Genomic DNA, 24,532 nt, shown 5'->3' with positions numbered 1-24,532 from the left:
GTATACTTTCTTAAGTTGAGAAAGTAAATTATTGCCTGCAAGTAATTTTTAGCTTCATGCTACAGCTAAATCACTATTTAAAAGTTGCATAACATCAGGATCTGTCACTATAGTACTTTCATCATACAAGCCGTATATCCCGTTACATGCCTTAAACAACAAACATGTAGATCCTCCAGAAGCTATTGTAGCTACTGAAGCTAGTGCAAGAGATTGAGAAACCAAAAATAAAAAGTACAAGGATAAACATAAGGCAGCAATACACGCTATAGCTCCTATTATGTATAAGCACAAATGAAATTTGCTATTACATATAAAACCGCCCTTTATACCTGCAATTTGCTTAGCTTCTTCCCGTTCTGCAGCATTTAAAAAATAAAGAGGAGCTACCGCTACTCTCCCATGAAGAATGCAGCTTTTATCACAGAGTGCTTCTTTAATATATCTCTTATTATCCTTAAGTTTCTCTTTTAATCTTTCTGATTCTTTCCAATTTTTAGCTTCTTCTGCTTTTTTAACCTTACTCTTAGTACCTTCTTCCAAATTTCTCATAATCTCTTTGAGTGCAGGTAGCAGAATTTCTTGACTTGCTGCTATATGAAATGGGTTCCCATTTTCATCAAGCCTATGCTTAGCTGCATAAGCAACATTCTCTGTGCAAATTCTGACAAATTCATCTTTATTTCTTGCTTTTGCAACTTCAAATAAGTCAGCCATAACATACCTCGCTATATTTAACCAACACTAAATTATACAACATAACTTACGAAAAACAAGTAGATTTTACCTCTCAGAATAAATAAATTCTACATTGTTACAAACGTGGATTTTAGGTATCATAGCCTATACTTTACTGTAACAATAACATGCCAAACGTAGTCACGAGATTCGCTCCATCACCCACAGGGTTTTTGCATATTGGTGGGGCTCGTACTGCGTTATTTAATTGGCTCTACGCGAGGCACCATGGTGGCAGGTTTTTGCTAAGGATTGAGGACACCGACAGGAAGCGCTCAACACAGGAAGCAATTGATGCAATTATAGAAGGGCTAAAATGGCTCGGTGTGAGCTGTGATGGGGAAATAGTATATCAGTCAAAAAGAATAGAGCGGCACATTGAAGTAGCAAACCTTTTAGTTGAGAGGGGTAGGGCGTATCACTGTTATTGCCCTGAGACAGAAAGGAAAATAAAAGCGAGAGAAGAAGGAAAAATATATAAGCACAAATGTATTAGTGTGACATCAAACGTAAAGCCTGTTGTCCGCTTTAAAGTGCCAGACTCGCAAGAGATCGTCGTTGATGATAAAATATACGGTCAAATTAAGGTGAATAGCAAGCAGCTTGACGATATAGTGATCTTACGCTCTGACAACACTCCAACATATATTTTTGCCGTGGTAGTTGACGATCATGATGCTGGAATAACTGATATAATACGCGGTTCTGACCATCTCACTAATACCTTTAAACAGTTGCTAATATACCAGGCTCTTGATTTTGATGTTCCACGTTTTGCGCATGTGCCGCTTATTCACGGGGAAGATGGGAATAAGCTATCTAAAAGGCACGGTGCCACAAGCGTTTGCGATTATGAAAAGATGGGAATATTACCCGAAGCGATGCGTAATTACCTACTGAGGCTTGGTTGGAGCCATGGTAATGATGAGATTATTAGCGATGAGCAAGCAATAGAGTGGTTTAATTTAGAAAATATTGGTCGTTCACCTGCACGGCTTGATTTTAAAAAATTGGAACATTTGAACAACCATTATATTAATAACATGAGCAATGAAGATATTTTAAGTATTATTATTCCAATGTTCGAGAGTAATGCAAAAGATCTTTCTTTAACCCAATCTTTGATGTCATTCCAGCGCGTGACGCTGGAATCCAGAAAGACAAAAGAATGGATCCCAGTGTCAGCTACTTGGATGACAGGGGGTAATGCGGAGGGTATCTTTTTGACTGACAAAAAAAAGGGCTATTTATTGCAAGGGTTAACAGAGCTAAAAAAAAGAGTTAGCTACCTAGCTGAATTATTATGTTTAGCCAGCTTTTATATACAAGATTTACCGCTTCTTTTAAGTGAAGAAGCTCGTCAAATTGTCAAATCTAACCTCGATATAATCAAGTTACTTGCATCATTTTTTTCAAATATCGGTGATGAAAATTGGAATAAGGGTTTTTTATCTTCTCAGATCAAGGAATTTTCAAAGTTACATGATATGAAAATAAGCGATGTATACCACTCATTACGCGCCCCTATAACTGGAGTAATGGATGCACCTGGAATCATCGATATCATGGTGATTCTTGGTAAAGACGAGTGTATAAGAAGGTTACAAGAATTGTAGCTAATTTAGTTTTAAGTTAAGTGCAAAGGTTGTCAAGGAAGTTTTTCGCTTTTGTAAGCTACTTGGATAAGAAGTTTCATGATTCTGATACTCTCCTACTGAAATTTTGAAAAATGTAACCTACTTCTATATTCAAATATATCAAGCAGTAATTCAAAATCAGCCATTGCGCCTTTTGCGTTATTATACGCAAGATTGAGCAGCTCTCTGTCCTTATACAAATCAGCGAATTTGAATTCCATGCATCCTGATTGCCTTGTCCCTAAAATATCTCCACTGCCTCTTAGCATCATATCCCTTTCAGCAATGTAAAATCCATCCTGTGACTCACACATGATCTTTAATTTCGAAGACGAGCTTTTACTTAAATTATCGTATAATAATACACAAAAAGATGGCTTGTTTCCTCGTCCTACTCTGCCTCTTAATTGGTGTAATTGCGATAACCCAAATTGCTCTGCATTTTCTATAATCATAATGGTTGCATCTGGCACATCTATACCAACTTCTATCACAGTGGTTGCAACAAGCAGAGAAAATTCATTTCTTTTGAAGGAAAACATAACTTGATCTTTCTGCTCTTGAGTCAATTTTCCATGTATTATGCTAACTTTATCAAGAAATGTTTTTTGTAATTCCTGAAAACGCATCTCTGCTGCAGCAATATTGGTCTCTTCGTTTTCTTCTATATATGGACAAATCCAATACGCTTTTTCGCCCCTGTTTATGGCACCTTTTAGCTTTTCAATAACATCTGGGACCCTACTAATGTTCATAGTTACAGTTTTTATTGGCAATCTGGATTTTGGTTTTTCTTTCAAAATTGAACATTCAACGTCACCATACATAGCTTGCTGCAAAGTTCTTGGAATGGGAGTTGCAGTAACAAAAAGTATATCGGCATTTTCTCCTTTTCCTACCAAGCGATTTCTCTGCATCACTCCAAATCGCTGTTGCTCGTCTATGACTGCAAGCCCTAAGTTTTTAAATACAACGTTAACTTGAAACAGTGCGTGGGTGCCGATTACTATGTTTAAAACACCACTTGCAAGTTCGTTCATAATAATCTTTCTTTCCTTGCGCGAAGTTTTACCAGTAAGCAGCGCAACTTTTATATCGGTACAGGATAAAACTTCCTTAATCCAATTATAATGTTGCTCCGCTAAGATAGTAGTAGGTGCCATTAGAGCTGCCTGCATGTTGTTTTCTACCACATTTAGCATCGCAAAAAGTGCAACTACGGTTTTGCCACTACCAACATCACCTTGCAGCAAGCTTATCATGCGATACTTGGATTTTTGTCTCTCTGAGATCTCATCTATTGCACGAGTTTGATCATTTGTTAATTGAAACGACAATTCATTTAACACTTGCTCTTTATACTTACTCAATACTATAAATTCTCTTCCCCTTTCTTTCACATGATTTTTTCTTGCAAGTTTCAGCGCTAGCTGATACGCAAACAATTCATCATAAGCAAGCCTTTTTCTACAAACCTCGGCTTCCGCCAATGAGCTTGGTCTGTGCAACTTTATGATGCTTTCCCTCCAACTTAGCCATTTTTTTTGCTTGATTAATGTATCATCTATCCACTCTGGCAAATCAGGCAATTCTTTCAGGTTAGAGCTTATTATGTTTCCAATGCTCTTATTAGTAATGCCACGGCATAATTGATAGACTGGCTCTATGCGAGCTATTTCTTTAAATTGGTTGATGTCAAGCGACACGTAATCTGGGTGAGTAATCTGCCAATGTTCAGCAAACTTTTCGAGTTTACCACTGATGATTATAGAAGCTCCAATTGGAAATAGTTTATATAAATACTTAACTGAGTAATTAAAAAAGACTATGAATATATACTGACTCTCACTTTCAACGACTATTTTATATGGTCTACCTCTCAAAGTAGGAGGCTGATGTTCATAAACTTTTGCCATGAAAGTTGTAAATTCTCCAACTTGAGCATCAGATAGCGACTTACTTCTGTCTACATAACTAAGTGGCCTATGAAATAGCAGGTCCACCACTTTGTCCCCACCACAAAGTTTAGGCAATATTGTGGAATGAAATTTAGGTATATTCTCCAGCCTGCTATTTAGAAAAATCTGATTGCTCATTGAGATTCATACATGTGTAAAACTGTTATAGAGTCTTCTTAAGATCCTGTCACCCTATAGTCAAGCTATGCAATATTTACTATCTATATTAAACATTTTATTAACTTGTTAACTATTTTTGTGTATTATTATACTATTAGCAGCTCATATTAAAGTATTAATAATGAACAACTCTGAACCAGAAGAAAAGAAAAATCCAGTAGTTACACTAAGAGCTCAAGCAGAAAAGTTTGATTTTAGTAAGTTAAGAGCTGGTAAAGACAATGCTGAAGCGAATTCTGGTTATCAAGCGTATAAAGATTTTCCAAGAATGGATTTTGTTATTAATAAAAAAGATATAGATCAAAACTTTATTAATCAATTATATGCAAAATACGCTAGCTTGATTGAAAACGACGAAATTGGAGAAAAGAATTATCATCCGTTTGTAAAAGAAGTTTTTAAGGAAATGTTCAAATATGCTGAAGCAAAAGTTCCAAATGATTCTATCCTAGAAGAACTGGTTACCAATTGTAATCAGGCAGGGTACGTAGGTGCATTATACGCTGAAGATAAACCTCTTTTTCATGTAGCTACGGCACATGAGTTAGTTTTCGGTTCTAGTCATACAACATATATTAATTGTAGTGATCCAAGTCATGCAACAATCAGAATTGAAGAAAAAATTGCAGTTTGCACTTTAGCAAAACCAGAAGAAGAATTATGTAAGTTGGATAGCTCACTAGAATTCACACTTGAATCTCAAGATGGGAAAGATGATGTGACATATAAAGATGGTAAATTGTTGCTCACTGTTCCTCGAAAATTGAGAGATTACAAAATTGATGGCAGAAATTTATTTGATGTCATTAAGGAGTATTTTTACAAATTCTGCGAGAAGCTAGGATTTAAGTTAAAAATAGAGCATAACTTGGATAAGCCACTAGAAGTAAACAGCCATCTGGAAAGTGTAGAACCTCCTGCCCATAGTAATGAACATGGAAATGCACATGGACCTGGGAACTAATAGCGATGCCAAAAATGGATCAAAAGAGCGTGCTGCAAGGATAGAGAGTGAACAACTATCTACACGGGGTTTCTTTGCCTTTTTTTCTGCTTAGTAAATTTCTTAATATTTATGGCTAAAGTAATTTAAGAGCCCGTGAAGGGTGTCATCCCAGTGCCCAGACTACTTGGATCCAGCGTTTATTGCTGGTGTACTCATTTGTAGTTGACCGAGCTACTCGGATGACAGGAACAAGAAAAGGAGATGCTGTCTTTTTGATTGAATAAATGATACAATGTTCGTACAACTGTGTATTAAAGGAGAGCTTATTGTTCAAGAAGTTCTAGATAAGCCTCAAACCTATAAAATTTATTACGCTTTTTGTTGTTGCTGTCTTCCACTAATATTTTGGCTTCAACAAATTGTAGAATTAGATTATTTACTGTATTATAGGCTTTATTTAACCTTTTACTTAACTCTCTAACATTTATAACTGGAAGTTGAAAAAGTATATTCAATGCTTGCAATGCCGTATCACGGATCTTGAAGAAGCATTGATTTACTTGAATTATGTTTACTAAATCTCTTTCCAACTTTTCAATGCTCTTAGCTCTACAATAAGCATCAAAGCTACTATCTTTTATAGCATTTAAGTAATACTCAATCCACTCCTCAAAGTCACCATGAGTTCTTATTCTGTCTAAACATCTGTAATAATCAAAGTGGTTCTTTTTAAAATAGTAGGATGGATAAAGTATTGGAGTTGATAATAAGTTGTAATGAATTAGTAGTATTACAATTAAAAGTCTTCCTATTCTTCCATTACCATCTACAAATGGGTGAATAATTTCAAATTGTGCATGCACTAGCCCTACCTTTATAAGTGGAGGCAATTTGTTATCAGTGTTAACATAGCTTTCTAAGTCGTTCATTAGATTGACTACTTCAGGTGCAGGGGCTGCAATGAGATCACCAACACGTACAGAATCTGCACGATATTCACCGCCACCTTCTTTAGATTGCATTAATTCTTTATGAGCAGTTAAGATGGTTTGTGCTATTGTTGAATGTTTTGCTGTACTGAGCGCCATCTCAAGTGATCTTGTATAATTCATAACTAATTGGGTTTGCTTGTTAGGTTTTGTTGATGATACTCTTTGAGTAAAAACATCAAGTAAAGTTGTGTGTACACCTTCAATTGCGGAAGAAAGTAGTGCTTCTTTTACAATATATGCCTTAATAAACCTGTCTGCATTTGGTAAACGCTCAGCCATTTCATTCAACTGACCAAGCTTTATCATTGTTTCACCGTAAAGAACAGCAATATTTTCACTAAAAATAAAAGGAGGATCTTTTGGTGGTAATGAATAAGGGACAAAGTGTGCTAACTTATCTATATAATGGTAATATCCACTTTCACGCATTGTTTCAATATACAGACCCAAATTGAAACAATTATACAAAATCCTGCTTATGTTTCAAGATAAATGACTTTAATGAAATATAATTTACCTTACCACTTCGTTTTGATTCTCTAGTTCAACATAGGATAAATTACTCATACATTCTCCTAGTATTTCCTCCTTTTTGTCATTACCTAGTCCACTGCTAAACCCCTGACACTTTTTCTGGGTAAGGTCAATTGATTGTTCACAGGTTTAGTTGATGGCTGCTTGCTTTTTCTTCAAACACGTCCCAAAGATCTTTTTCTAGCGATATATTATACAATTTATTGATATGAACTACTCCCGTGGGTGAAGTTGTGTTAATTTCGAGCAGGAAGTCATCTATAATATCAATACCAACAAATATTAGCCCTCTTTTCTTTAATTCAGGACCAATTTTGTTACATATTTCATTGTCCCTATCGTTCATTTGAGCGGGCTCAAAACTTGCTCCAAGCCGCACATTTGTCCTGATCTCTCCACTAATCTTTGGAACTCGTTTCATTGTTCCAATTGGTTGGCCATCCAGTAACAATGTTCTTTTATCTTTATCTATGTTTTTACAAAATGATTGCGCAATTACAGGACATTCATATTTTGCTATCATGAGATCCACTACTACTTGAATACTATTCTCGTCTTGTATTCTTATCACATCGTTTCCTCCATAACTATACAATGGCTTCAGGATAATATCTTTATAGTTGCGGTAAAAATCTCTAATCATTGATATATTTTCAGTAATCAAAGTCGGCGGAATTAGCTCTGGAAATAATGAAGTTATCAGTTTTTCAGGACAATTCCTTATTTCTGTTGGATTGTTAATTACCAATGCGCTAGTTTTTTCTAAGATATATGTTGTTGTAATATAACGCATATCAAAGGGTGGATCCTGTCTGATAAATACGATGTTCATTTCATTCAAGTTGATTGCCATATCTTCTTTAGAAATGAATCCACAATTATCAACTGTAACTTTCTGGGCTAAAGCAATTGGATGGTTTAGCTTTAGTGCTAAATTGTTAGGAGCATAGACAAAAACCTCATGCCCCCTCCTTTGTGCTTCCTTTATTAGCACGAATGTAGTGTCAGTTTCAAAATTTATATTTTCATCCATCTGAAAGGCAACTTTCATTTATGTTCTCTACCTATTGTCACAACTGTACAAATGTTATAATTTGAAGGCGATTTTTGCCTAATGGCGTAATTTACTGTACCTATATCGTACATAACTTACAACTTGTTTTACTCCCTTTACTTTTCTTGCAATTGCTATTACAGCTTTTAATTCCGCTTTATTTTGGGCTATGCCCATCAAATAAACAACTCTATCAACCGTATTAACGCTATAATTAATTGACTTAATATTTCTTTTTCCCAGAAGTCTTGTTCTTATTTCCGCTGTTATCATGCCATCTACAGTGGTGTCTAGCATGGAAGCCATTTGAATTGGTATTACTCTTATTTCATTTATCACTTCTTTAATTTCTTTTTGCTGCCAAGCTATTTTTTCTGCTGTAAGTTGTTTTTCAGGAGTGTCAACACTTCCAATGAGCAATACTCTTCCTTCACTTACTTTAACCTTTATGGATGAAAATAGCCCATGTTTTAAGAGCCCCTTATTAATTCTGATGACCATAGTCGTATCATCAATGATATTTCCCAAAGATTTGTCCTGCATTGTTATTGCTGTTGCTGCCGCTGTAGCCACCACACCACCTATTATAAGGGTTGTGCAACCACTTTGTGTAATCAAAAAAATTGCGAGTAAGAAGCTTGTTATTAATCTCATTATTGATTTTCAGGGTTTAGAGCTTTCATTAAGAAATGTTAATAAGCTTTTTTGATTGTGTAAATACCATAAATTAAGTAAGACTTTAAACCTTGAATATTTTTAATGGAATACCTATAATAGGGTACTGAAAATTTCTTGCGGATATGGCGGAATTGGTAGACGTGCCAGGTTTAGGTCCTGGTGAGCTTGCTCGTGGGGGTTCAAGTCCCTCTATCCGCACTTTAAAGTCATGTAACTTAGGTTTTAAGGGAAAATTTATAATCACTAAATACACTTTTGTTTGTATAAAAACCTGTTCTTAAGGATTGTGTTTAACTTAAATTCTGGTAAAATGACTCTATTAAGATATGAATTAAAATGTTAATAAATGAATTATGATGTCTAATAATATACCTCAAAATACAGTCGAAGTAAGTAGCGTATATACCTACAAAGAGCTTAGTATAGATAAACTAAAGTATGAGTATGAAATCACAGTTGGTAGTGATTATATAAAACAAAAGGTAAATTCCAGGTTGCAAGAGATAGCAGAAAATGCAAAATCACCTGGATTTAGGGCTGGAAAGATGCCCTATGACCTTGTTGTTGCAAATTATAAAAACGAAGCTTTGGAATATGTGATAAATAATACAATTGATTATTGCTCAAGTGATTTGATGAAAAAAATTGAAGTCAAGTCTCACATTTATCCTAAGGTTGATGTTATATCATTACCAGATCTGGGCAAAGAAAATGAGGAGGGCAATTTTGTATACAAGCTATCTTTTGAGTCGATGCCTGAAGTACCGGCGATAGATCTTGACAAAATAAACTTAAAGAAAATTGAGGCAAAGATTGAAGAGGAAGATATAAAAGAATTTATTGATTCTATCAAAACAAAATTCCCCAATTTTGCCTCTGTTGATGATGCTTCTTATCAAGCGAAAGATGGGGATAAATTGATAATTGATTTTGAAGGGCGGATTAGGAATAAGCTCTTTCAAGGTGGAAGTAGCAAAAATTTTGCCGTTAATTTAGGGTCTGGCACATTTATTAATGGTTTTGAAGATCAATTAACTGGTATAAAAAAGGGAGAAACAAAGGACTTTAAGTTGAAATTTCCTGAAAATTACCAAGCCATTTCCCTTGCAGGACAGGAAGCTGATTTTTCTGTGCGAGTTAATGAGATTCAATTTGCCAAAGATTTTGAAAATGATGATGAAATAGCTAAGAGTATTGGTTTTAAAGATTATTCTTTGCTAATAAATCATGCAAAAAAAATGATTGGTGATCAGTGTACCGAAATGAGAAATCTCTTAATTAAAAAGGAGCTGTTTGATTATTTGGATGCTAATTATAGTTTTGATTTACCCACAGACATAGTAAAACAGGAGCAACAAAGAATGGAAGGAGAACTGGGTGCTCAAAATGATTCTCGTAAAGAAGCTGAAAAACGTGTAAAGCTTGCTATGTTATTTATGAAATTTAGTGAAGAACATAAAATATCATTAACTCAAAATGATGTTTTGAATGTTATTGTAAATCAATATGTCAGTAAGGATGTACCGTTTGACAGAGTACTTAAGCATTTTGAATCAAATAAACAATTTCAAGAATTAGTTAGAGGACAAGCGCTTGAGTATAAAGTGACAGATTATATAATAGAAAAAGTGAGTAAAGAAGAGCAGATTATTTCTGTGAAAGAATTAAAGGAATTGTTTGGTAATATTTAATAGGAAAAGGTATGACTCTTATACCAATTGTAGTTGAACAAACTAGTCGCGGTGAGCGCGCTTATGACATATATTCAAGGCTAGTAAAAGAAAGAATAATTTTCGTAACTGGCCCTATTGAGGACAACATGGCCAGTGTAATAGTAGCACAGCTTTTATTTTTAGAATCGGAAAACCCCGATAAAGACATTTGTATGTATATTAACTCACCAGGTGGTGTTGTAACTGCTGGTTTGTCAATCTACGATACAATGCAGTATATAAACCCAGACGTTTCAACTTTATGTATAGGTCAAGCTGCATCTATGGGTTCTTTGTTGCTTGCAGCTGGTACAAAAGGTAAGCGCTACTCTCTACCTCATTCAAGAATTATGATACATCAGCCATCTGGTGGTTATCATGGTCAAGCAACTGATATAGAAATACATGCTAATGAAATTTTGCGAGTTAAGAAAAAACTAAATCAAATTTATGAAAAACATACTGGAAATTCACTGAAGAAAATTGAAGGAATGATGGAAAGAGATAAATTCATGGATCCTGAAGAAGCAAGGAAAATTGGCTTAATTGACAGGGTGATAGCTGAGCGTACAGATATTGAAATTGAAAATACTAAAGTTAAACAAAAGGTGGGTTAATGGATAATAATAATGATTTACACTACTGTTCTTTTTGCAACAAGGCGCAAGATGAAGTAGATAAATTGATTACTAACTCTTCGGATGGTTTAAAGGTGTTTATTTGTAATGAGTGCATAGAATTATCCCATAAAGCAATAAGTCAAAAGAAAGATAGATCTTTTAATTCAGATCGTATATCTGATATGAAGCTATTACTAAAGAAACCTGAGGATATAAAAAATTTTCTTAGCAAGCATGTTGTAGGTCAAGAACATGCGCAACACGTTTTATCTGTAGCTATGTATAACCATTGTCAATCCATGGTACAATTTCATGCTATAAGTGATATTGAAATCGAGAAGTCAAATATAATGCTTATTGGTCCCACTGGTTCTGGTAAGACTTTGCTGGCCAAAACACTTGCTAAAGTTTCAGATGTGCCATTTGCTATGGCTGATGCGACAACTTTAACTGAGGCAGGTTATGTGGGTGATGATGTAGAAAGCGTGTTGTCGCGTTTATTACAAGCTGCAAATTATGACATTGCAAAAGCACAGCGTGGTATAGTGTTTATAGATGAAATAGACAAGATTACAAGAAAATCTGAAAGCACTTCAATAACCCGTGACGTTTCAGGTGAAGGGGTCCAGCAAGCTCTGCTTAAGATTATGGAGGGTACAGTTGCTTATGTTCCGCCACAAGGAGGGCGAAAACATCCACAACAAGAGTTTATACAAGTGGATACTAGTAACATACTGTTTATTTGTGGAGGAGCTTTTGAAGGCCTCGATAAAATTATTGAAGCGAGAAAAAAGGGAACATCAGTTGGCTTTGGAGCAGATATAAGTCAGTCTAAAGAGCAAAAGAAAAAAAATGCTTTACATGATGTTCAACCTGAAGATTTAATCAAATTCGGTTTAATACCCGAATTTGTAGGGCGGGTTCCAATAACTGCTGTTTTAGATGAGCTGGATCATGAAGATTTAATACATGTTTTGACAGAACCAAGAAATGCGCTAATAAAACAATACAAAGCATTGCTTGCGTTTAGCAAAGTAAACCTTGAGTTTTCAGATGAAGCGATATCAGCTATTGCTAAAAAGGCTATAAGCTATAAAACAGGCGCAAGAATGTTACGTGCTATTTTAGAGTCACTTTTGCTTGACATTATGTATACAGCCGGAAATGGAGGCTTTGAAGGTAGCACTATAGTAATCACTAAGAAAATGGTAGAGTTAGGAAAAGCAACGGTTAATCATAATAATAATGGCAATGTTATAACGGTTAATGATTAATTTGAGGCATATATTATGAACATTGAACGTACTGTAAGCTCTGGTTTTGCTGCATTGTCAGTATTACCTTTAAGAGATGTAGTAATTTTTCCAAATATAATGGTGCCTTTATTCATAGGCAGAGAAAAATCTGTTAATGCACTAGAGTATGCAATAAGTAGTAGTAATCACCAAAATGAGATTTTTCTTGTAGCACAGAAAGATGGCTCTGTTGATAATCCAGAGCCTGAAGATCTTTATGAAGTAGGTGTGTTAGCAAGCATTGTACAACCGTTAATAAAATTACCTGACAATGCAGTAAAAGTTATAATCCGGGGGATAAGAAGGGGAAGGGTTGTAGAATATATTAGCTCTCATACTTTATTACAAGCAAGGGTAGAGTTAGACAGTCATTATGAATATGAAGAAGATGAAGGCAATATTGATTTAGAGGCTTTAAGGCGGTCTGTTGTAGACGCGTTCGATAGCTGGTGTAAGCTAAACAAGAAAAATCAGCCCGAGGTTGCCATTAACTCCATTGATCAAATCAAAGAAGTTGATCAACTTGTAGACACGGTAGCTTCACATTTAAATATAAAAGTATCAGATAAACAAAGCATACTTGAGGCTTATGACCCAGAAGAGCGTTTAAAAAAAGCTTTTGCTTTTATTGAGAGAGAAATGAGTATTTTGAACGCACAAAACCGTTTATATAAGACAATTAAATCGCAAGTTGAAAGCACTCAGAAAGTTTACTACCTTAACGAGCAATTGAAAGCTATACAGAAAGAATTAGGTGAATTTGAGAATGGGGATGAAGGAAATATACTCAATGAATTTGAAAGAAAGATAAATGAAACAAAGCTTTCTCAGGAAGCAAGAGAGAAAGCTATAACTGATTTGAAGAGATACAAGAAAATGAATCCCATTTCTCCTGAAGCTACAGTTATATCTAGTTACTTGCATTGGTTGCTTGATTTGCCATGGGGAAAGTACAAAGATGCAAAAATTAACTTAAATGCAGCTAAGAAAATCTTAGATGAAAATCATTATGGCATAGAGAAAGTAAAAGATAGGATAATAGAATTTTTAGCAGTATTAAAAAGAGTAAAAGAGATAAAGGGTCCTATACTTTGCTTAGTTGGACCACCAGGTGTTGGTAAAACTTCTTTAGCTAAGTCTATGGCAAGAGCAGTAGGAAGAGATTTTGTTCGCATAGCTCTTGGTGGTGTGCGTGATGAGTCCGAGATACGAGGGCATAGGAAAACTTATATTGGCTCAATGCCTGGTAAAATCATTCAACACATGAAAAAAGCTAAGTCATGCAACCCGCTTTTTCTGCTTGATGAAATAGATAAGATGGGTTCTGATTCGCGTGGCGATCCTGCATCTGCATTACTTGAGGTTTTAGATACTGAGCACAATAAACACTTTACGGATCATTACTTGGAAATTGAGTTTGATCTTTCAAGTGTAATGTTTGTAGCTACAGCAAACAGCTTAAATTTACCACATCCTTTGCGTGATAGGATGGAAATTATACAATTGTCCGGGTATACTGAAGATGAAAAAATCAGTATTGCTACACACCACCTTATTCCGAAGTTAAAGAAGGAGCATGGTTTGTATCAGAAGGAATGGGATATAACTAATGAGGCGTTATACGAGTTGATACGTTTATATACACGTGAGAGTGGTGTGCGGAGTATGGAAAGGGAGCTTGCAAAGCTCATGAGAAAGGCAGTTAAAGAAATATTGACTGATAAAAATAAGAAAATATCCGTAGGGGTTGACAATTTACAAGATTATTTAGGGGTGCGTAAATATACCTTTGGCATTGCAGAAAATGAGAGTTTGGTGGGAATAGTAACTGGGCTTGCCTATACTGAAACAGGTGGTGATATTTTGATGATAGAATCAGTCCTAATTCCGGGCAAGGGAGAGATAAAATACACAGGAAAGCTTGGAGAGGTTATGCAAGAATCTATAAAAGCTGCGTATAGTTATATTCGATCAAATTGTTTGTTTTTTGGTATAAAGCCCGAAAAATTCCAAAATAATGATATACATTTGCATGTACCTGAGGGTGCTGTACCAAAAGATGGCCCTTCTGCTGGCGGCGCGGTATGTACGTCTATTGTTTCTCTTATGACGAATATACCAGTTAACAAAAATGTTGCTATGACAGGCGAAGTGACATTGCGTGGTAGAGTTTTAGCTATTGGGGGCTTAAGAGAAAAATTGCTTGCAGCGCTCAGAGGATCAATCAAAACTGTGATTATACCAAGTGAAAATGAGAAAGATATGCAAGAGATTCCTGCAAGCATCAAAGAAGGGATCAACGTAGTTTTTGCTAAGAATATTGATGAAGTTATGAAAGTTGCTTTAATGCACCCTACTACTCCAATTGATGGTGATGATAATCAAAATAGTGTGCCTTCCTCTATAGAAAATAAAGATGATACTTTTCCTATGTCGGAAACATTGAAGCATTAGATTAAGAAAATATTATACAATCTCCACTTCTTTTTTATCCGGCAAAAACCCACCAACTTGCGCATTCCATAGGGTCTTATACATTCCGTTTTTATCAAGAAGTTCCTGATGCGTGCCATCTTCTAAAATCTTACCTTGATCAAACACTAAAATGCGATCCATATGCAAAAGCGTAGATAGGCGGTGGGCTATTACTATTGTAGTTTTATCTTGCATCAACTCCCATAGAGATTCTTGAATATTACTTTCAGTCACAGAATCAAGCTGTGAAGTTGCTTCATCCAGAATTAATATAGGAGCATTTTTTAAGATAGCTCTGGCAATTGCGATACGTTGCCTTTGTCCACCAGAAAGTTTCACACCTCTTTCACCAACGAGTGAATCATAACCTTGGGGTAATTTTGAAATAAACTCATGAGCATGTGCTTTTTTTGCCGCTTCAATTACTTCATCATCGCTAGCATTTGTTTTTCCATAGCGAATATTCTCCATCAAAGTCCTATGAAAAAGCGATGGATCTTGTGGGATCATTGCGATTTTTGCACGCAAAGAATCCTGCGTAACATTACAAATATCTTGATATCTATGAGAATTGCACCATCAGTTACATCGTAAAGCCTTAATATCAGGTTCACAAAAGTAGATTTACCACCACCTGAATAGCCAACAAGTCCTACCTTCTGTCCAGCTTTGATAGCGATTGATTTATTCTGGAAAAGAGGTTCGGTACCATCGTAATGGAATTTGACATTATTAAAAGTGATTTGCCCACTATTACATTTGAGAGAAACTGCATCAAGTTTATCCTGAATTTCGCAATGTATCATTAATGAAATTAAACTTTGCTTACATCTACCGACTGCTTTATTGAATTCATCGACCTCTGACATGGTGAACCACATCATATGTCCTGTTTCCATCGATAAACCTAATATTAAAGCAAAATCACCTATAGCCACTAAGTTTTTGCTGTAAAGATAAATTAGAAAACAAGCAGAAGAAGCCATCATAATGGCTATTAATCCTCCTTGTATGGAGTGCATGATAAATGAGTAAAAATGGGTTGCTGTATACGCTTTTTGCTGATTACACAAAAATGGAATCATTCTTGAATTTTCATAAGACTTTCTAGAAAAATTTCTGACATTACTTTGATTAGATAGAGAATCAACCAGCTCACCTATCACTATCGATTCTTCTTTAGCTTGAACATCAGACAGCGAAATAAGCTTTCGTGACATCATAATGCTTGCACTTGCAAAGAATATGAACCAGACAACCAATATGAAATAAAATATAGAATTTACAGAGTAAGCAGCTATAAAAGCAGCCAACAACAATGAAGCTCCTCTTAAGAAATTCGGTGCAACTCTGCTTATCAGAATTTCAATTCCATCTGCTAGATTAGTAATTTGTCTTGAAATTTTTCCTGATAAATTATCCTGATAAAATTTATTAGATTTTCCGAGTACATGATCCATCACTTTTCCAATGACACTATTAATAACAACAGGAATAAATCTACAGCGTATATAACCAATTCCTCTCCAAGTGAAATTATCAAATACGATAAAATTCACGACAATCAGGCTTGATGGTAATATTAAAATTGAAATATCTCCATTCTGCACATGTGGTAGAAGGTTGATGATGTTCTTAATCAGTATGCTGTTCAACGGTCCCCAAAATCCCGCAAAGATTGCAAGGGAAACAAAAATCGAGACCGATAATTTGTATGGTTTCAAAAAATGCCAGATGAAAGAATATAAAGTTTTAGGTAGCTGATGATTCATTTGAACACTCAATTTCTTTACCTTCCTTTCTATCTGGCAAAAACCCACCAACTTGCGCATCCCATAAGGATATGACTTGCTTTGTTGTTATGTCATTCATATTTTTTACTTATTCTATCTCCCAGTTTAATTCAAGTAGATGATAACAATCATATTATAATAGTCCTTTTCATGGAAACCTTTTCTGGTAGATTGCTTTCTAGAAAAACATTGGTCAAGGTGCCAACTGTGGTTTATAATAATATAAATTATATCATAGTTGATTTGCATTTATCAGAGCTGAGGTATGTTTTATCTTACAAATTTTTGCCTATTTTACTGTTCCTCTTTCTTTTTGTAGGGAGTGGTATATATTTTACTGTTCTTGGCGTGTCAAATGCTTTTTATCAGTTATCTCCACTGGTAGCCATTGTTCCTGCCATAGCTCTGGGTTGGGTTTTATACAAGGGCAATACTGAAGAAAAAATGTATGCCTTTCTAGATGGGGTAAGAGATCGTAATATTATCACTATGTGCATCATTTTTTTACTTGCAGGTGCATTCAGTGAAGTAACTAAAGCAATCGGTAGTGCTGATGCCACAGTTAATTTGGCTCTTTCATTTATACCAACACAATTTTTACTCATAGGATTATTTTTTGTAGCAGCTTTCATCTCCACTGCTATTGGTACATCAATGGGCACCATTGCAACAATTGCTCCTATTGCAGTTGAACTGACACAAGCTGGGATTTCTCCTTCCTTAGGAGTGGCAACCGTTGTAGGAGGAGCAATGTTTGGCGACAATTTATCTATTATCTCTGATACTACAATTGCATCTGTGATGTCTCAAAAGGCTGATATAAAGAAAAAATTAAAACTGAATGCAAAAGTGGCACTAATTGCTTCTATATTCACAATAATTATATTATTTTATAGCTCAAGCAATAGTGCTGCTATTTCAGTTAAGGAGTATTCTTTATTGCTTGTGGCTCCTTACATCATACTTATATTGCTTGCAAACTTTGGAATCAATGTATTTACGGCATTGGTTTTAAGCATAACTTTTGCTGGAATTATTGGATTTATAAATAACAACAATCATGGTTTATTGTTTTTAAGCCAAAACATCACCAAAGGGTTTATGAGTATGCATGAAATTATGCTACTGTCATTGATGGTTGGCGGACTTTCAGGACTAGTAGGTAAAAATTCTAAGGAGCTTGCAGATAAACTTTCATCTTGGGTTATGATACAACGTGGTGGACAAAAAACTGCGCAGTTATTTATTGCAAAAATAGTCAGTATATTTGATATTTTACTTGCAAATAACACCATCGCTATAATTTTTAGTGGTGAAATTGCTAGAGATATTGCTAAGAAATATGAAATACCGCCTCACTATAGTGCAACATGGTTAGGCACATTTTCTTGTGTATTTCAAGGATTAATACCGTATGGCGCTCAATTGCTTTTGGCTAGCACTATTGCTGGAGTTTCACCTTTGGCAGTCATGCCACACGTATACTATTGCTATGTTTTAGGTATTATTGCAGTGTTATATATTGTATTGAACAAAATTGAGAAAAAAGATTGTGCTTAACATACAAGACAATACTTCACTTTGTAAAAGATGGATATTCTTAGCAGTATGTGCCCTTGCTTGCTCTGGATTGTTGTCAATAATTGTTATTTTTTTACGATTGCCTTTTATCTCCTCTTTCGTTCCTTCTGCACAATATATTTTTGATAATGCGCTGGTGATACACGTAAATTTGTCAATTTTGGTGTGGATGTGCTCTATAATATCTCTACTTCTTATCATAAACCTACAAAATACCAATAGTTGGTTTAACTTTTCATGGGTTCTATCAACCCTTTCGATGCTGCTCATGTTTATATCCGCATTCGTTCCAAACACTGAAGTTATCAAAAGTAACTATATTCCCGTATTACAAAACAAATTATTTTTACTTGGACTCAGTTTATTTATTGCCAGTATATTAGTAAATACAATGCTAGCATACACATCAAAAAAAGAGATTTCATATCTCTCTGTGGGGCAAATTGGGCTGGTTATTATACTTGTTTCATCATTTCTTTGCTTTGTTTTAGCATATCAAAATATGCCTCCAGGTCTATATCATTCAGATAAGAATTTGTTTTACGAATATCTCTTTTGGGGAGGCGGACATTTATTGCAGTTTGCTTTTACTCAAGGAATGTTTTTAGTGTATTTAATAATCAGTGATGCTAGTTTAGCTTCAAGCAATAAAATTACTATTTTACCGCTGTTTATAAACACAATTTTAGCTGTAGGCGCACCGTTTGTATATTTTGTTTATCCAGTTGATAGTGCCAAGTTAATACAGTTTTTTACTTGGCATATGAGGATTGCTGGAGCAGTTTTGCCGTGCTTTTTGATAATATTAGTGTGCTGCAACATCAGAACTTTTACTAATGATAAAAGCAACTATTTATTACATTCATTTTTGTTGTTCATTTATGGAGATGTGCTTGGAGTGCTGACTATTGAAGGAAATGTCACCATTCCCGCTCATTATCACGGTTCTGTAGTTGGGATCACTATAGCTTTTATGAATTTCATTTATTGGCTGTTACCCAAATTAAACTTTAAAGAGGTAAAAAACTCTATCGTAAAATTACAGATTTATGCCTACAGTATAGGGCATTTTCTCCATATCACTGGTCTTGTGTGGCTTGGTGGATATGGTGCCTTAAGAAAAGTTGCAGATCTGCCAAGTATTTCATCAATGTTAGCACGCACGTGCTTCATTATAGGTGGCGCTATATCAGTTGTTGGTGGAATGTTGTTCGTAATAATTGTGCTTTTACATCTGTTAAAAGGCAAAGCGCGTACCAACTGACCCATAGAAACGAAAAAACTTACTTGACAAACTCCGCTAGCGCCCTTATCATGAAACTGAAGCTATTTATTTATCTTCTCTGTACAGATTAAATGACAAAAAAACTCAACGTATTTGGCGTCTCATGTTTAATTTTTTGCACTATGTGCACCTTATGTCTTTATCAAACTAGGTTTTTACCTACACAAGCTGAAATACGCTTATAAAGCATTTAAAACATTAAAAAACGCCAACTTAAAAAATGGATAGTGAATAATTAGCTACCTTAGGGTTTCTTTTGCCTTTTTTTCTGTTTAGTAAATTTCTTAACGTTTATAATTTAGATTAGTTGCGGTTTAAAAGCAGCTGAGTCGTGGTTATTAAACGTTTAGAATAAAAAAACGCCATACTTGAAAGTATAATGTAAGTAATTAGCCAACCATGGGGCTTCTTTTGCCTTTTTTTTCGTTTGGTAAATTTCTTAATGTTTATGGCTAAAGATTGCACGAATGTTGCAATTACAAAAGCGTTTCTACTAGGAGGGTGTCATCCCAGTGCTTGACACTGGGATCCAGCCTTTCTGCAATCTCATCGGAAACGTTGTAACCACTTTCTATACTAGTTTGCTTGTGAGCAACCTGGATCCCAGTGTCAGCTACTCGGATGACACCGAAGGGGCTACTCGGATGACACCATTCTTTTTTCTGGATCCAAGTAGTCAAGGCACTGGGATGACAGGAGAAGGGGGCTACTCGGATGACGGTAGAAGGAGCTACTTGAATGACATCGTTTACTATACAATGTTTGTACAGTTCTGGATAAAAAAATTAGCTAACAAATTTGTAAACATCAGTATACAGCTCATCAATGCTTGGTTCTTTACTACTCTTGGCAAAATCCTCTGATTTTTTCACTGAATCACGTATTTCCTTATCAATTACTTTGCATTCTTCTTCTGAAGCAATTTTATTATCTACCATGTATTTCTTTAAAGTGCTTATAGGATCATGATTTTGCTTCATATCTTCAACTTCTTCTTTTAAGCGATAAGTAGCAGGGTCTGACATTGAGTGACCGCGATATCGATATGTCTTCATTTCAAGCAGGATAGGCCCTTTTCCGCTGCGTGTGTGTTCCGCTGCTTCGCTTGTAGCCGCATAAACAGAGAAAAAATCCATTCCATCAACTTGTTTTCCAGGAATACCAAAGTTTTCTCCTTTTTTATATAGCTCAGTTACCAAAGTGGATCTTTCTACAGAAGTACCCATTGCATATCCGTTATTCTCTATAATATAAACCACAAGCAACTTCCATAAAGCTGCCATATTAAACGATTCATATATTTGCCCTTGATTTACAGCACCGTCACCAAAATACGTGAATACCACGGTATCTTTTTTCTTGTATTTATTAGCAAATGCTATTCCTGTACCAATTGGAACTTGCGCTCCTACTATTCCATGTCCGCCGAAGAATTTTTTTTCAATGTCAAATACGTGCATCGAACCACCTTTACCTTTTGAACATCCCGTTTCTTTGCCGGTGAGTTCTGCCATTACAACATTTGGATCAGAATCACATGCAAGCATTAAGCCATGGTCTCTATAACTTGTGATAAAAGCATCACCTAATTTTGATGCAGCTTGAGTTCCAACTGCAACTGCTTCTTGTCCTATTGATAGGTGACAAAACCCGCCTATTAATCCCATCCCATATAATTGTCCTGCTTTTTCCTCAAATCTGCGTATGAGTAGCATTTTCCTGTAGAATCCAATTATCTGTTCTTTAGTGAAATTTTCTGCTTTCATATTAGTTTCTTTTTCATTAAACTAAAATAATATCAGAAATTTTTAACATTTTGTAATAAATCTCAATGGGTTATTACCACTGGCTTGAGGCTTTTCACGTTATCTTCGTCATTATGTGGATGGCAGGTATGCTTTATTTACCCAGGCTTTATGTCTACCACGCAACTGTAAAACCGGGATCAGAAAATGATAGCTTGCTTCAAACAATGGAAAAGAGGCTACTTAGATATATCATAAACCCTGCAATGCTTTTCTCACTTGGTTTGGGAATGACATTAATGATTATAAGAGAAGCATATCGCGAAGGGTGGTTCCATGTAAAAGCACTAGCATTACTCTTTGTGTTTGCTATTCATGGGCTACTTGCAATGCATAGGAAAAGTTTTGTAATAGGTTCAAATGAAAAAACCCACGTTTACTTTCGCGTTTTAAATGAGGCAGTTACAGTATTGATAATAATCATAGTTATTATGGTTGTTGTGAAACCGTTTTAAACTTTGTAAACTCAAACTAAAATGAAGTTTTCAATTTCATCAACCGTAAGACCTGTAGTTTGAGATATGATATCAATTGATACACCTGCTTTAAGTAGATTTTTTGCCACCTCTATTTTAGCTTTCACTTCACCTTCTTCTCTACCTTCTTTTTTACCAAATTCAACACCTTCATTAAATTTTTGATTAATACAAGAAATATAATCATTGATATGTTTTGTTGCTTGGTCATAAGTAAAACGTTCTTCTTTAGTCCAATTATATTGGTTTAGCAAGTCATAAGCCTTTCCTATAATAGCGTCACCACCTATTATTTTCTTTAGATCTTCTTCACTAGTCTCATCAGCGTACTTAAAGAAATAGATCCATTTTTCAACTATATTTTCTAGCTGATCTTCCTTTGTTTTTGGAAATTTCGGTAGTTCTATGAAAGTAAAACTAAAATCTTTGAGATCATGTTCGTAGGTAACCTTATCAAGAGTAACGTGATCTGATTTATAGGCTAATTTATCAGGAAATAGAATAAAATCAGTGATAGCAATAAAAATAATCTCTTTTAGATTATGATATTGATCGCCTTTGTGAGCTTGACTTGAGTAAGCTTTGGCAGCATAGTATTGAGCGCGCTTTTCAAAGCCAGTAGTTTTAGCAACTTGCATTTCAATTATTAGCTGAGTTCCAGTGGAATCAGTACAGAGAACGTCAACAATACTCTGCTTTTGAGAAGCAATATCAGGATCTTGAATCGTGCTTAGAAAAGAAACATCTTTGATTTGATCTGCATCAGTAAGGTCTAGGATATCATTGAGAAAGTGAATGAGAATATCTTTATTCTTTTCAGTGCCAAAGATACGCCAGGAAAGAGTAAGAGTTCAATGGACTAAGATATTTACCCATCGAACCCTCCTCTAGGAACCGTACGTGAAAGTTTCCCTTCATACGGCTCGAGCCACCTTAAGTCCTTTTCTTTAGAACCGGCAACAGTTTTTATCGAATATTTGGACATAACAAATTCCTTCTTAGAACTAACATTAATCATACCTTACCATTTTTGCAACGAGAAGAGTTTTTTTGATTGACGTTCTTTAAAGTAAGCATACCACTCTTTATCATAGGGGTTAGCTACTGCTCTAATTTTCTTATGGCGGCGAATTGGTACACTTGTCGCTTGGAAGAGTTCTTTCCATTCAATTATGTTTTTATTCTTAGCCAGTACTGCAAAACACCATTTTCGAGACTCCTTGACATTAAAGTATTTACCTTTAATCCAACGTAATCCTTTATTAGGATGTCTGCGTTTTGACCAGTGCCATAAGGCTTTGAAGATCTCATGGTCCACTTTTTCGTAAGCTTTTCTCGCACATATTCCTCGATGGTAATTGGCCCATCCTCGAATTTGAGGTGTAAGCATATCAATTACTTTTTCTTGGGTTTCTGCGTTCTTCTTGCGAATTAGGTACCGGATGCGCTTCAGAAGTCTGTTTACACTTTTTTCTGAAGGTTTGATGATTAGTTTTGTTTTGTACTTGCGTACTGTCTGACCGAGAAAATCGAATCCCTGTTCTATGTGTGTGATCTTTGTCTTTCCTGCCGATAAAGATAGCCCTCTTTGGCTCAGGAAATCCTCTACAAGCCGTTTGACTTTAGTCTCTAGAATTTCTTTCGATTTTCCAGTTACTATAAAATCATCCGCATAGCGGATCATGTGTACACCATATTTCTTGCGTTTTTTGGTTCCCTTTTTTCCGAAATGTTTATTGAAAACATCATCAAGACCGTCGAGAGTTAAATTAGCAAGTACAGGAGATATAATTCCACCTTGTGGAGTTCCTGCTATTGTGGGACGTAGCATTCGTCTTTCTACGAATCCAGACCTTAACCATTTATTTAGGATACTCTTTTCCATTGGAATTGAGTTCTTCAACCAGTGGTGGTCTATTTCATCGAAACACTTCTTAATATCCCCCTCTAAAATCCATTGCGGAGCATCACGTCTTGCCAATGTTATGAAAATTTGACTTACCGCATCTGCTGCTGAACGATGCACCCTGAATCCATATGAGTGAGTGTCTCCTATTGTTTCTGCAACAGGGTCCAAGCCCATAAGGTATAAGGCTTGTATCGCACGATCTTTTATAGTTGGAATACTAATCGGCCGCTTGCCGCCCTCAGGCTTGATTAGATAAATGCGTCTCATAGGTTGAGAGCGATATCCACGTCGCTTTAGGCTAGCAATTCCTTGAGATTTAGCTGAAGGACTTTGCCACAACTGATTATCAACACCAGCCGTGTATTTTCCTTTGTTCGAAGTTACGCGTTTCACTGCTAATGCTTTAGCACTAAAACTACGTGTGAGAAGATGTTGTAAAGTTTTCACTTTATTCCATCTCCCATCTTTTGTTGCCTGAACAATACGAGCTTGTAGCTTCCTGGTTTTTTTCTTACATTGAGACCAATTAATTTGGTTCCAGTGCTCGGCAGTACCGAAAGGTGCACTTACAATTTTACCTGTAACCATCTGCTTTCCTCTCTTTAAAAGTTTTACAAACAATCTTGTCCAAGATGACCATTGTGGACGTCAGTTCTCTTTCGAGCCAGGTAACGTTTAAACCTGTATCACATCCATTACAGATGAGCGTTCACTTTTTCCACACTCCCAATCCCACATACCCATAAGCCTTTCTCACGATCGGCCTTACTGAATATCCAACCCAGAGATATATGGGGTTTCCGTGTTCCACCTATTAAACAACAACGGGTTAGGATTGATCTCTACACCGGTGACCTTGATGTT

General features: G+C 35.6%; 17 protein-coding genes, 1 tRNA gene and 2 pseudogenes. 10 read left to right on the top strand and 10 right to left on the bottom strand.

Going from position 1 to position 24,532, the window contains the following annotated elements:
- Positions 1-54: 54 nt before the first annotated feature.
- Positions 55-717, bottom strand: coding sequence for an ankyrin repeat domain-containing protein (locus AABM58_RS01260; RefSeq protein WP_264724182.1), 663 nt, complete (start codon positions 715-717; stop codon positions 55-57).
- A gap of 149 nt (positions 718-866) precedes the next feature.
- Here AABM58_RS01260 and gltX point away from each other — a divergent pair, with 149 nt between their 5' ends.
- A complete protein-coding gene (gene gltX / locus AABM58_RS01255; RefSeq protein ID WP_338406072.1) occupies positions 867-2,354 on the top strand; it encodes a glutamate--tRNA ligase in 1,488 nt (495 codons plus the stop codon).
- A gap of 95 nt (positions 2,355-2,449) precedes the next feature.
- Here gltX and recG read toward each other — a convergent pair whose 3' ends face one another.
- Positions 2,450-4,471 (bottom strand): ATP-dependent DNA helicase RecG, encoded by a 2,022-nt coding sequence (recG, locus tag AABM58_RS01250; protein WP_338406071.1) that lies wholly within the window; start codon positions 4,469-4,471, stop codon positions 2,450-2,452.
- Between the two features lie 163 nt (positions 4,472-4,634).
- On the opposite strand from recG, the gene AABM58_RS01245 reads away from it, so the two are divergent.
- The gene (locus AABM58_RS01245) at positions 4,635-5,477 is read left to right on the top strand and encodes a hypothetical protein (RefSeq protein ID WP_338406070.1); all 843 of its coding nucleotides are present in this window, start codon (positions 4,635-4,637) and stop codon (positions 5,475-5,477) included.
- A gap of 305 nt (positions 5,478-5,782) precedes the next feature.
- Here the strand turns inward: AABM58_RS01245 and AABM58_RS01240 are convergent, their stop codons facing one another.
- The 3 genes from AABM58_RS01240 to AABM58_RS01230 all read right to left on the bottom strand — a co-directional run bounded on the left by AABM58_RS01240 (position 5,783) and on the right by AABM58_RS01230 (position 8,693).
- Positions 5,783-6,880, bottom strand: coding sequence for a Fic family protein (locus AABM58_RS01240; RefSeq protein ID WP_338406069.1), 1,098 nt, complete (start codon positions 6,878-6,880; stop codon positions 5,783-5,785).
- A 226-nt stretch (positions 6,881-7,106) separates the two neighbouring features.
- On the bottom strand, positions 7,107-8,036 hold the full coding sequence (gshB, locus tag AABM58_RS01235; protein ID WP_338406068.1) for a glutathione synthase: 930 nt from the start codon (positions 8,034-8,036) through the stop codon (positions 7,107-7,109).
- A gap of 60 nt (positions 8,037-8,096) precedes the next feature.
- Positions 8,097-8,693, bottom strand: a complete 597-nt coding sequence (locus AABM58_RS01230) for a BON domain-containing protein (protein ID WP_010962515.1) — start codon at positions 8,691-8,693, stop codon at positions 8,097-8,099.
- A 140-nt stretch (positions 8,694-8,833) separates the two neighbouring features.
- Here AABM58_RS01230 and AABM58_RS01225 point away from each other — a divergent pair.
- The 5 genes from AABM58_RS01225 to lon all read left to right on the top strand — a co-directional run bounded on the left by AABM58_RS01225 (position 8,834) and on the right by lon (position 14,798).
- Positions 8,834-8,915: transfer RNA gene (locus tag AABM58_RS01225), tRNA-Leu, on the top strand.
- 158 nt (positions 8,916-9,073) lie between these two features.
- Positions 9,074-10,408 carry a trigger factor gene (gene tig, locus AABM58_RS01220; protein WP_338406869.1) on the top strand — a complete coding sequence of 445 codons (1,335 nt, stop codon included), beginning with the start codon at positions 9,074-9,076 and terminating at the stop codon, positions 10,406-10,408.
- A gap of 11 nt (positions 10,409-10,419) precedes the next feature.
- On the top strand, positions 10,420-11,046 hold the full coding sequence (clpP, locus tag AABM58_RS01215) for an ATP-dependent Clp endopeptidase proteolytic subunit ClpP (protein WP_038250016.1): 627 nt from the start codon (positions 10,420-10,422) through the stop codon (positions 11,044-11,046).
- A complete protein-coding gene (clpX, locus tag AABM58_RS01210) occupies positions 11,046-12,323 on the top strand; it encodes an ATP-dependent Clp protease ATP-binding subunit ClpX (protein ID WP_338406067.1) in 1,278 nt (425 codons plus the stop codon). Before clpP ends, clpX begins: the two co-directional genes overlap by 1 nt.
- Positions 12,324-12,338: 15 nt before the next feature.
- Positions 12,339-14,798 carry an endopeptidase La gene (lon, locus tag AABM58_RS01205; RefSeq protein ID WP_338406066.1) on the top strand — a complete coding sequence of 820 codons (2,460 nt, stop codon included), beginning with the start codon at positions 12,339-12,341 and terminating at the stop codon, positions 14,796-14,798.
- Positions 14,799-14,810: 12 nt separating this feature from the next.
- On the opposite strand, the pseudogene AABM58_RS01195 reads toward lon, so the two are convergent.
- Positions 14,811-16,591: pseudogene (locus tag AABM58_RS01195) on the bottom strand (ABC transporter ATP-binding protein).
- Between the two features lie 228 nt (positions 16,592-16,819).
- Here AABM58_RS01195 and AABM58_RS01190 point away from each other — a divergent pair.
- Positions 16,820-18,172, top strand: a complete 1,353-nt coding sequence (locus tag AABM58_RS01190; RefSeq protein WP_338406063.1) for a Na+/H+ antiporter NhaC family protein — start codon at positions 16,820-16,822, stop codon at positions 18,170-18,172.
- Positions 18,165-19,457 (top strand): cbb3-type cytochrome c oxidase subunit I, encoded by a 1,293-nt coding sequence (locus AABM58_RS01180; protein WP_353273403.1) that lies wholly within the window; start codon positions 18,165-18,167, stop codon positions 19,455-19,457. Before AABM58_RS01190 ends, AABM58_RS01180 begins: the two co-directional genes overlap by 8 nt.
- A gap of 806 nt (positions 19,458-20,263) precedes the next feature.
- Here the strand turns inward: AABM58_RS01180 and pdhA are convergent.
- Positions 20,264-21,244: a pyruvate dehydrogenase (acetyl-transferring) E1 component subunit alpha gene (gene pdhA / locus AABM58_RS01175; RefSeq protein WP_338406061.1), complete on the bottom strand. Its 981-nt coding sequence runs from the start codon at positions 21,242-21,244 to the stop codon at positions 20,264-20,266.
- 65 nt (positions 21,245-21,309) lie between these two features.
- Between pdhA and hemJ the strand changes: the two genes are divergently transcribed.
- Complete coding sequence (hemJ, locus tag AABM58_RS01170; protein ID WP_338406060.1) at positions 21,310-21,738, top strand: protoporphyrinogen oxidase HemJ; 429 nt, start codon at positions 21,310-21,312, stop codon at positions 21,736-21,738.
- An 11-nt stretch (positions 21,739-21,749) separates the two neighbouring features.
- On the opposite strand, the pseudogene AABM58_RS01165 reads toward hemJ, so the two are convergent.
- The 3 genes and pseudogenes from AABM58_RS01165 to ltrA form a co-directional block, all read right to left on the bottom strand.
- Positions 21,750-22,677 (bottom strand): annotated as a pseudogene (locus AABM58_RS01165) (Rpn family recombination-promoting nuclease/putative transposase).
- Entirely contained in the window at positions 22,628-22,777 is a 150-nt protein-coding gene (locus AABM58_RS01160) for a hypothetical protein (protein ID WP_338406059.1), read from the bottom strand. Before AABM58_RS01160 ends, AABM58_RS01165 begins: the two are co-directional and overlap by 50 nt.
- A 3-nt stretch (positions 22,778-22,780) precedes the next feature.
- The gene (gene ltrA, locus AABM58_RS01155; protein ID WP_338406058.1) at positions 22,781-24,256 is read right to left on the bottom strand and encodes a group II intron reverse transcriptase/maturase; all 1,476 of its coding nucleotides are present in this window, start codon (positions 24,254-24,256) and stop codon (positions 22,781-22,783) included.
- Between the last annotated feature and the right edge of the window lie 276 nt (positions 24,257-24,532).

The sequence above is a fragment of the Wolbachia endosymbiont (group A) of Longitarsus flavicornis genome (assembly GCF_963931955.1).
Classification (GTDB): Bacteria; Pseudomonadota; Alphaproteobacteria; order Rickettsiales; family Anaplasmataceae; genus Wolbachia.
This window is presented reverse-complemented; position numbering and strand designations above follow the sequence as displayed.

What these genes read in the sequence shown, in the direction of transcription:
- recG (WP_338406071.1), bottom strand. Translation starts at nt 4,471, where the DNA reads ATGAGCAATCAGATTTTTCTAAATAGCAGGCTGGAGAATATACCTAAA.
- AABM58_RS01160 (WP_338406059.1), bottom strand. Translation starts at nt 22,777, where the DNA reads ATGATTAATGTTAGTTCTAAGAAGGAATTTGTTATGTCCAAATATTCG.
- AABM58_RS01260 (WP_264724182.1), bottom strand. Translation starts at nt 717, where the DNA reads ATGGCTGACTTATTTGAAGTTGCAAAAGCAAGAAATAAAGATGAATTT.
- gshB (WP_338406068.1), bottom strand. Translation starts at nt 8,036, where the DNA reads ATGAAAGTTGCCTTTCAGATGGATGAAAATATAAATTTTGAAACTGAC.
- ltrA (WP_338406058.1), bottom strand. Translation starts at nt 24,256, where the DNA reads ATGGTTACAGGTAAAATTGTAAGTGCACCTTTCGGTACTGCCGAGCAC.
- clpP (WP_038250016.1), top strand. Translation starts at nt 10,420, where the DNA reads ATGACTCTTATACCAATTGTAGTTGAACAAACTAGTCGCGGTGAGCGC.
- AABM58_RS01230 (WP_010962515.1), bottom strand. Translation starts at nt 8,693, where the DNA reads ATGAGATTAATAACAAGCTTCTTACTCGCAATTTTTTTGATTACACAA.
- gltX (WP_338406072.1), top strand. Translation starts at nt 867, where the DNA reads ATGCCAAACGTAGTCACGAGATTCGCTCCATCACCCACAGGGTTTTTG.
- hemJ (WP_338406060.1), top strand. Translation starts at nt 21,310, where the DNA reads ATGGGTTATTACCACTGGCTTGAGGCTTTTCACGTTATCTTCGTCATT.
- pdhA (WP_338406061.1), bottom strand. Translation starts at nt 21,244, where the DNA reads ATGAAAGCAGAAAATTTCACTAAAGAACAGATAATTGGATTCTACAGG.
- lon (WP_338406066.1), top strand. Translation starts at nt 12,339, where the DNA reads ATGAACATTGAACGTACTGTAAGCTCTGGTTTTGCTGCATTGTCAGTA.
- clpX (WP_338406067.1), top strand. Translation starts at nt 11,046, where the DNA reads ATGGATAATAATAATGATTTACACTACTGTTCTTTTTGCAACAAGGCG.
- tig (WP_338406869.1), top strand. Translation starts at nt 9,074, where the DNA reads ATGTCTAATAATATACCTCAAAATACAGTCGAAGTAAGTAGCGTATAT.
- AABM58_RS01245 (WP_338406070.1), top strand. Translation starts at nt 4,635, where the DNA reads ATGAACAACTCTGAACCAGAAGAAAAGAAAAATCCAGTAGTTACACTA.
- AABM58_RS01240 (WP_338406069.1), bottom strand. Translation starts at nt 6,880, where the DNA reads ATGCGTGAAAGTGGATATTACCATTATATAGATAAGTTAGCACACTTT.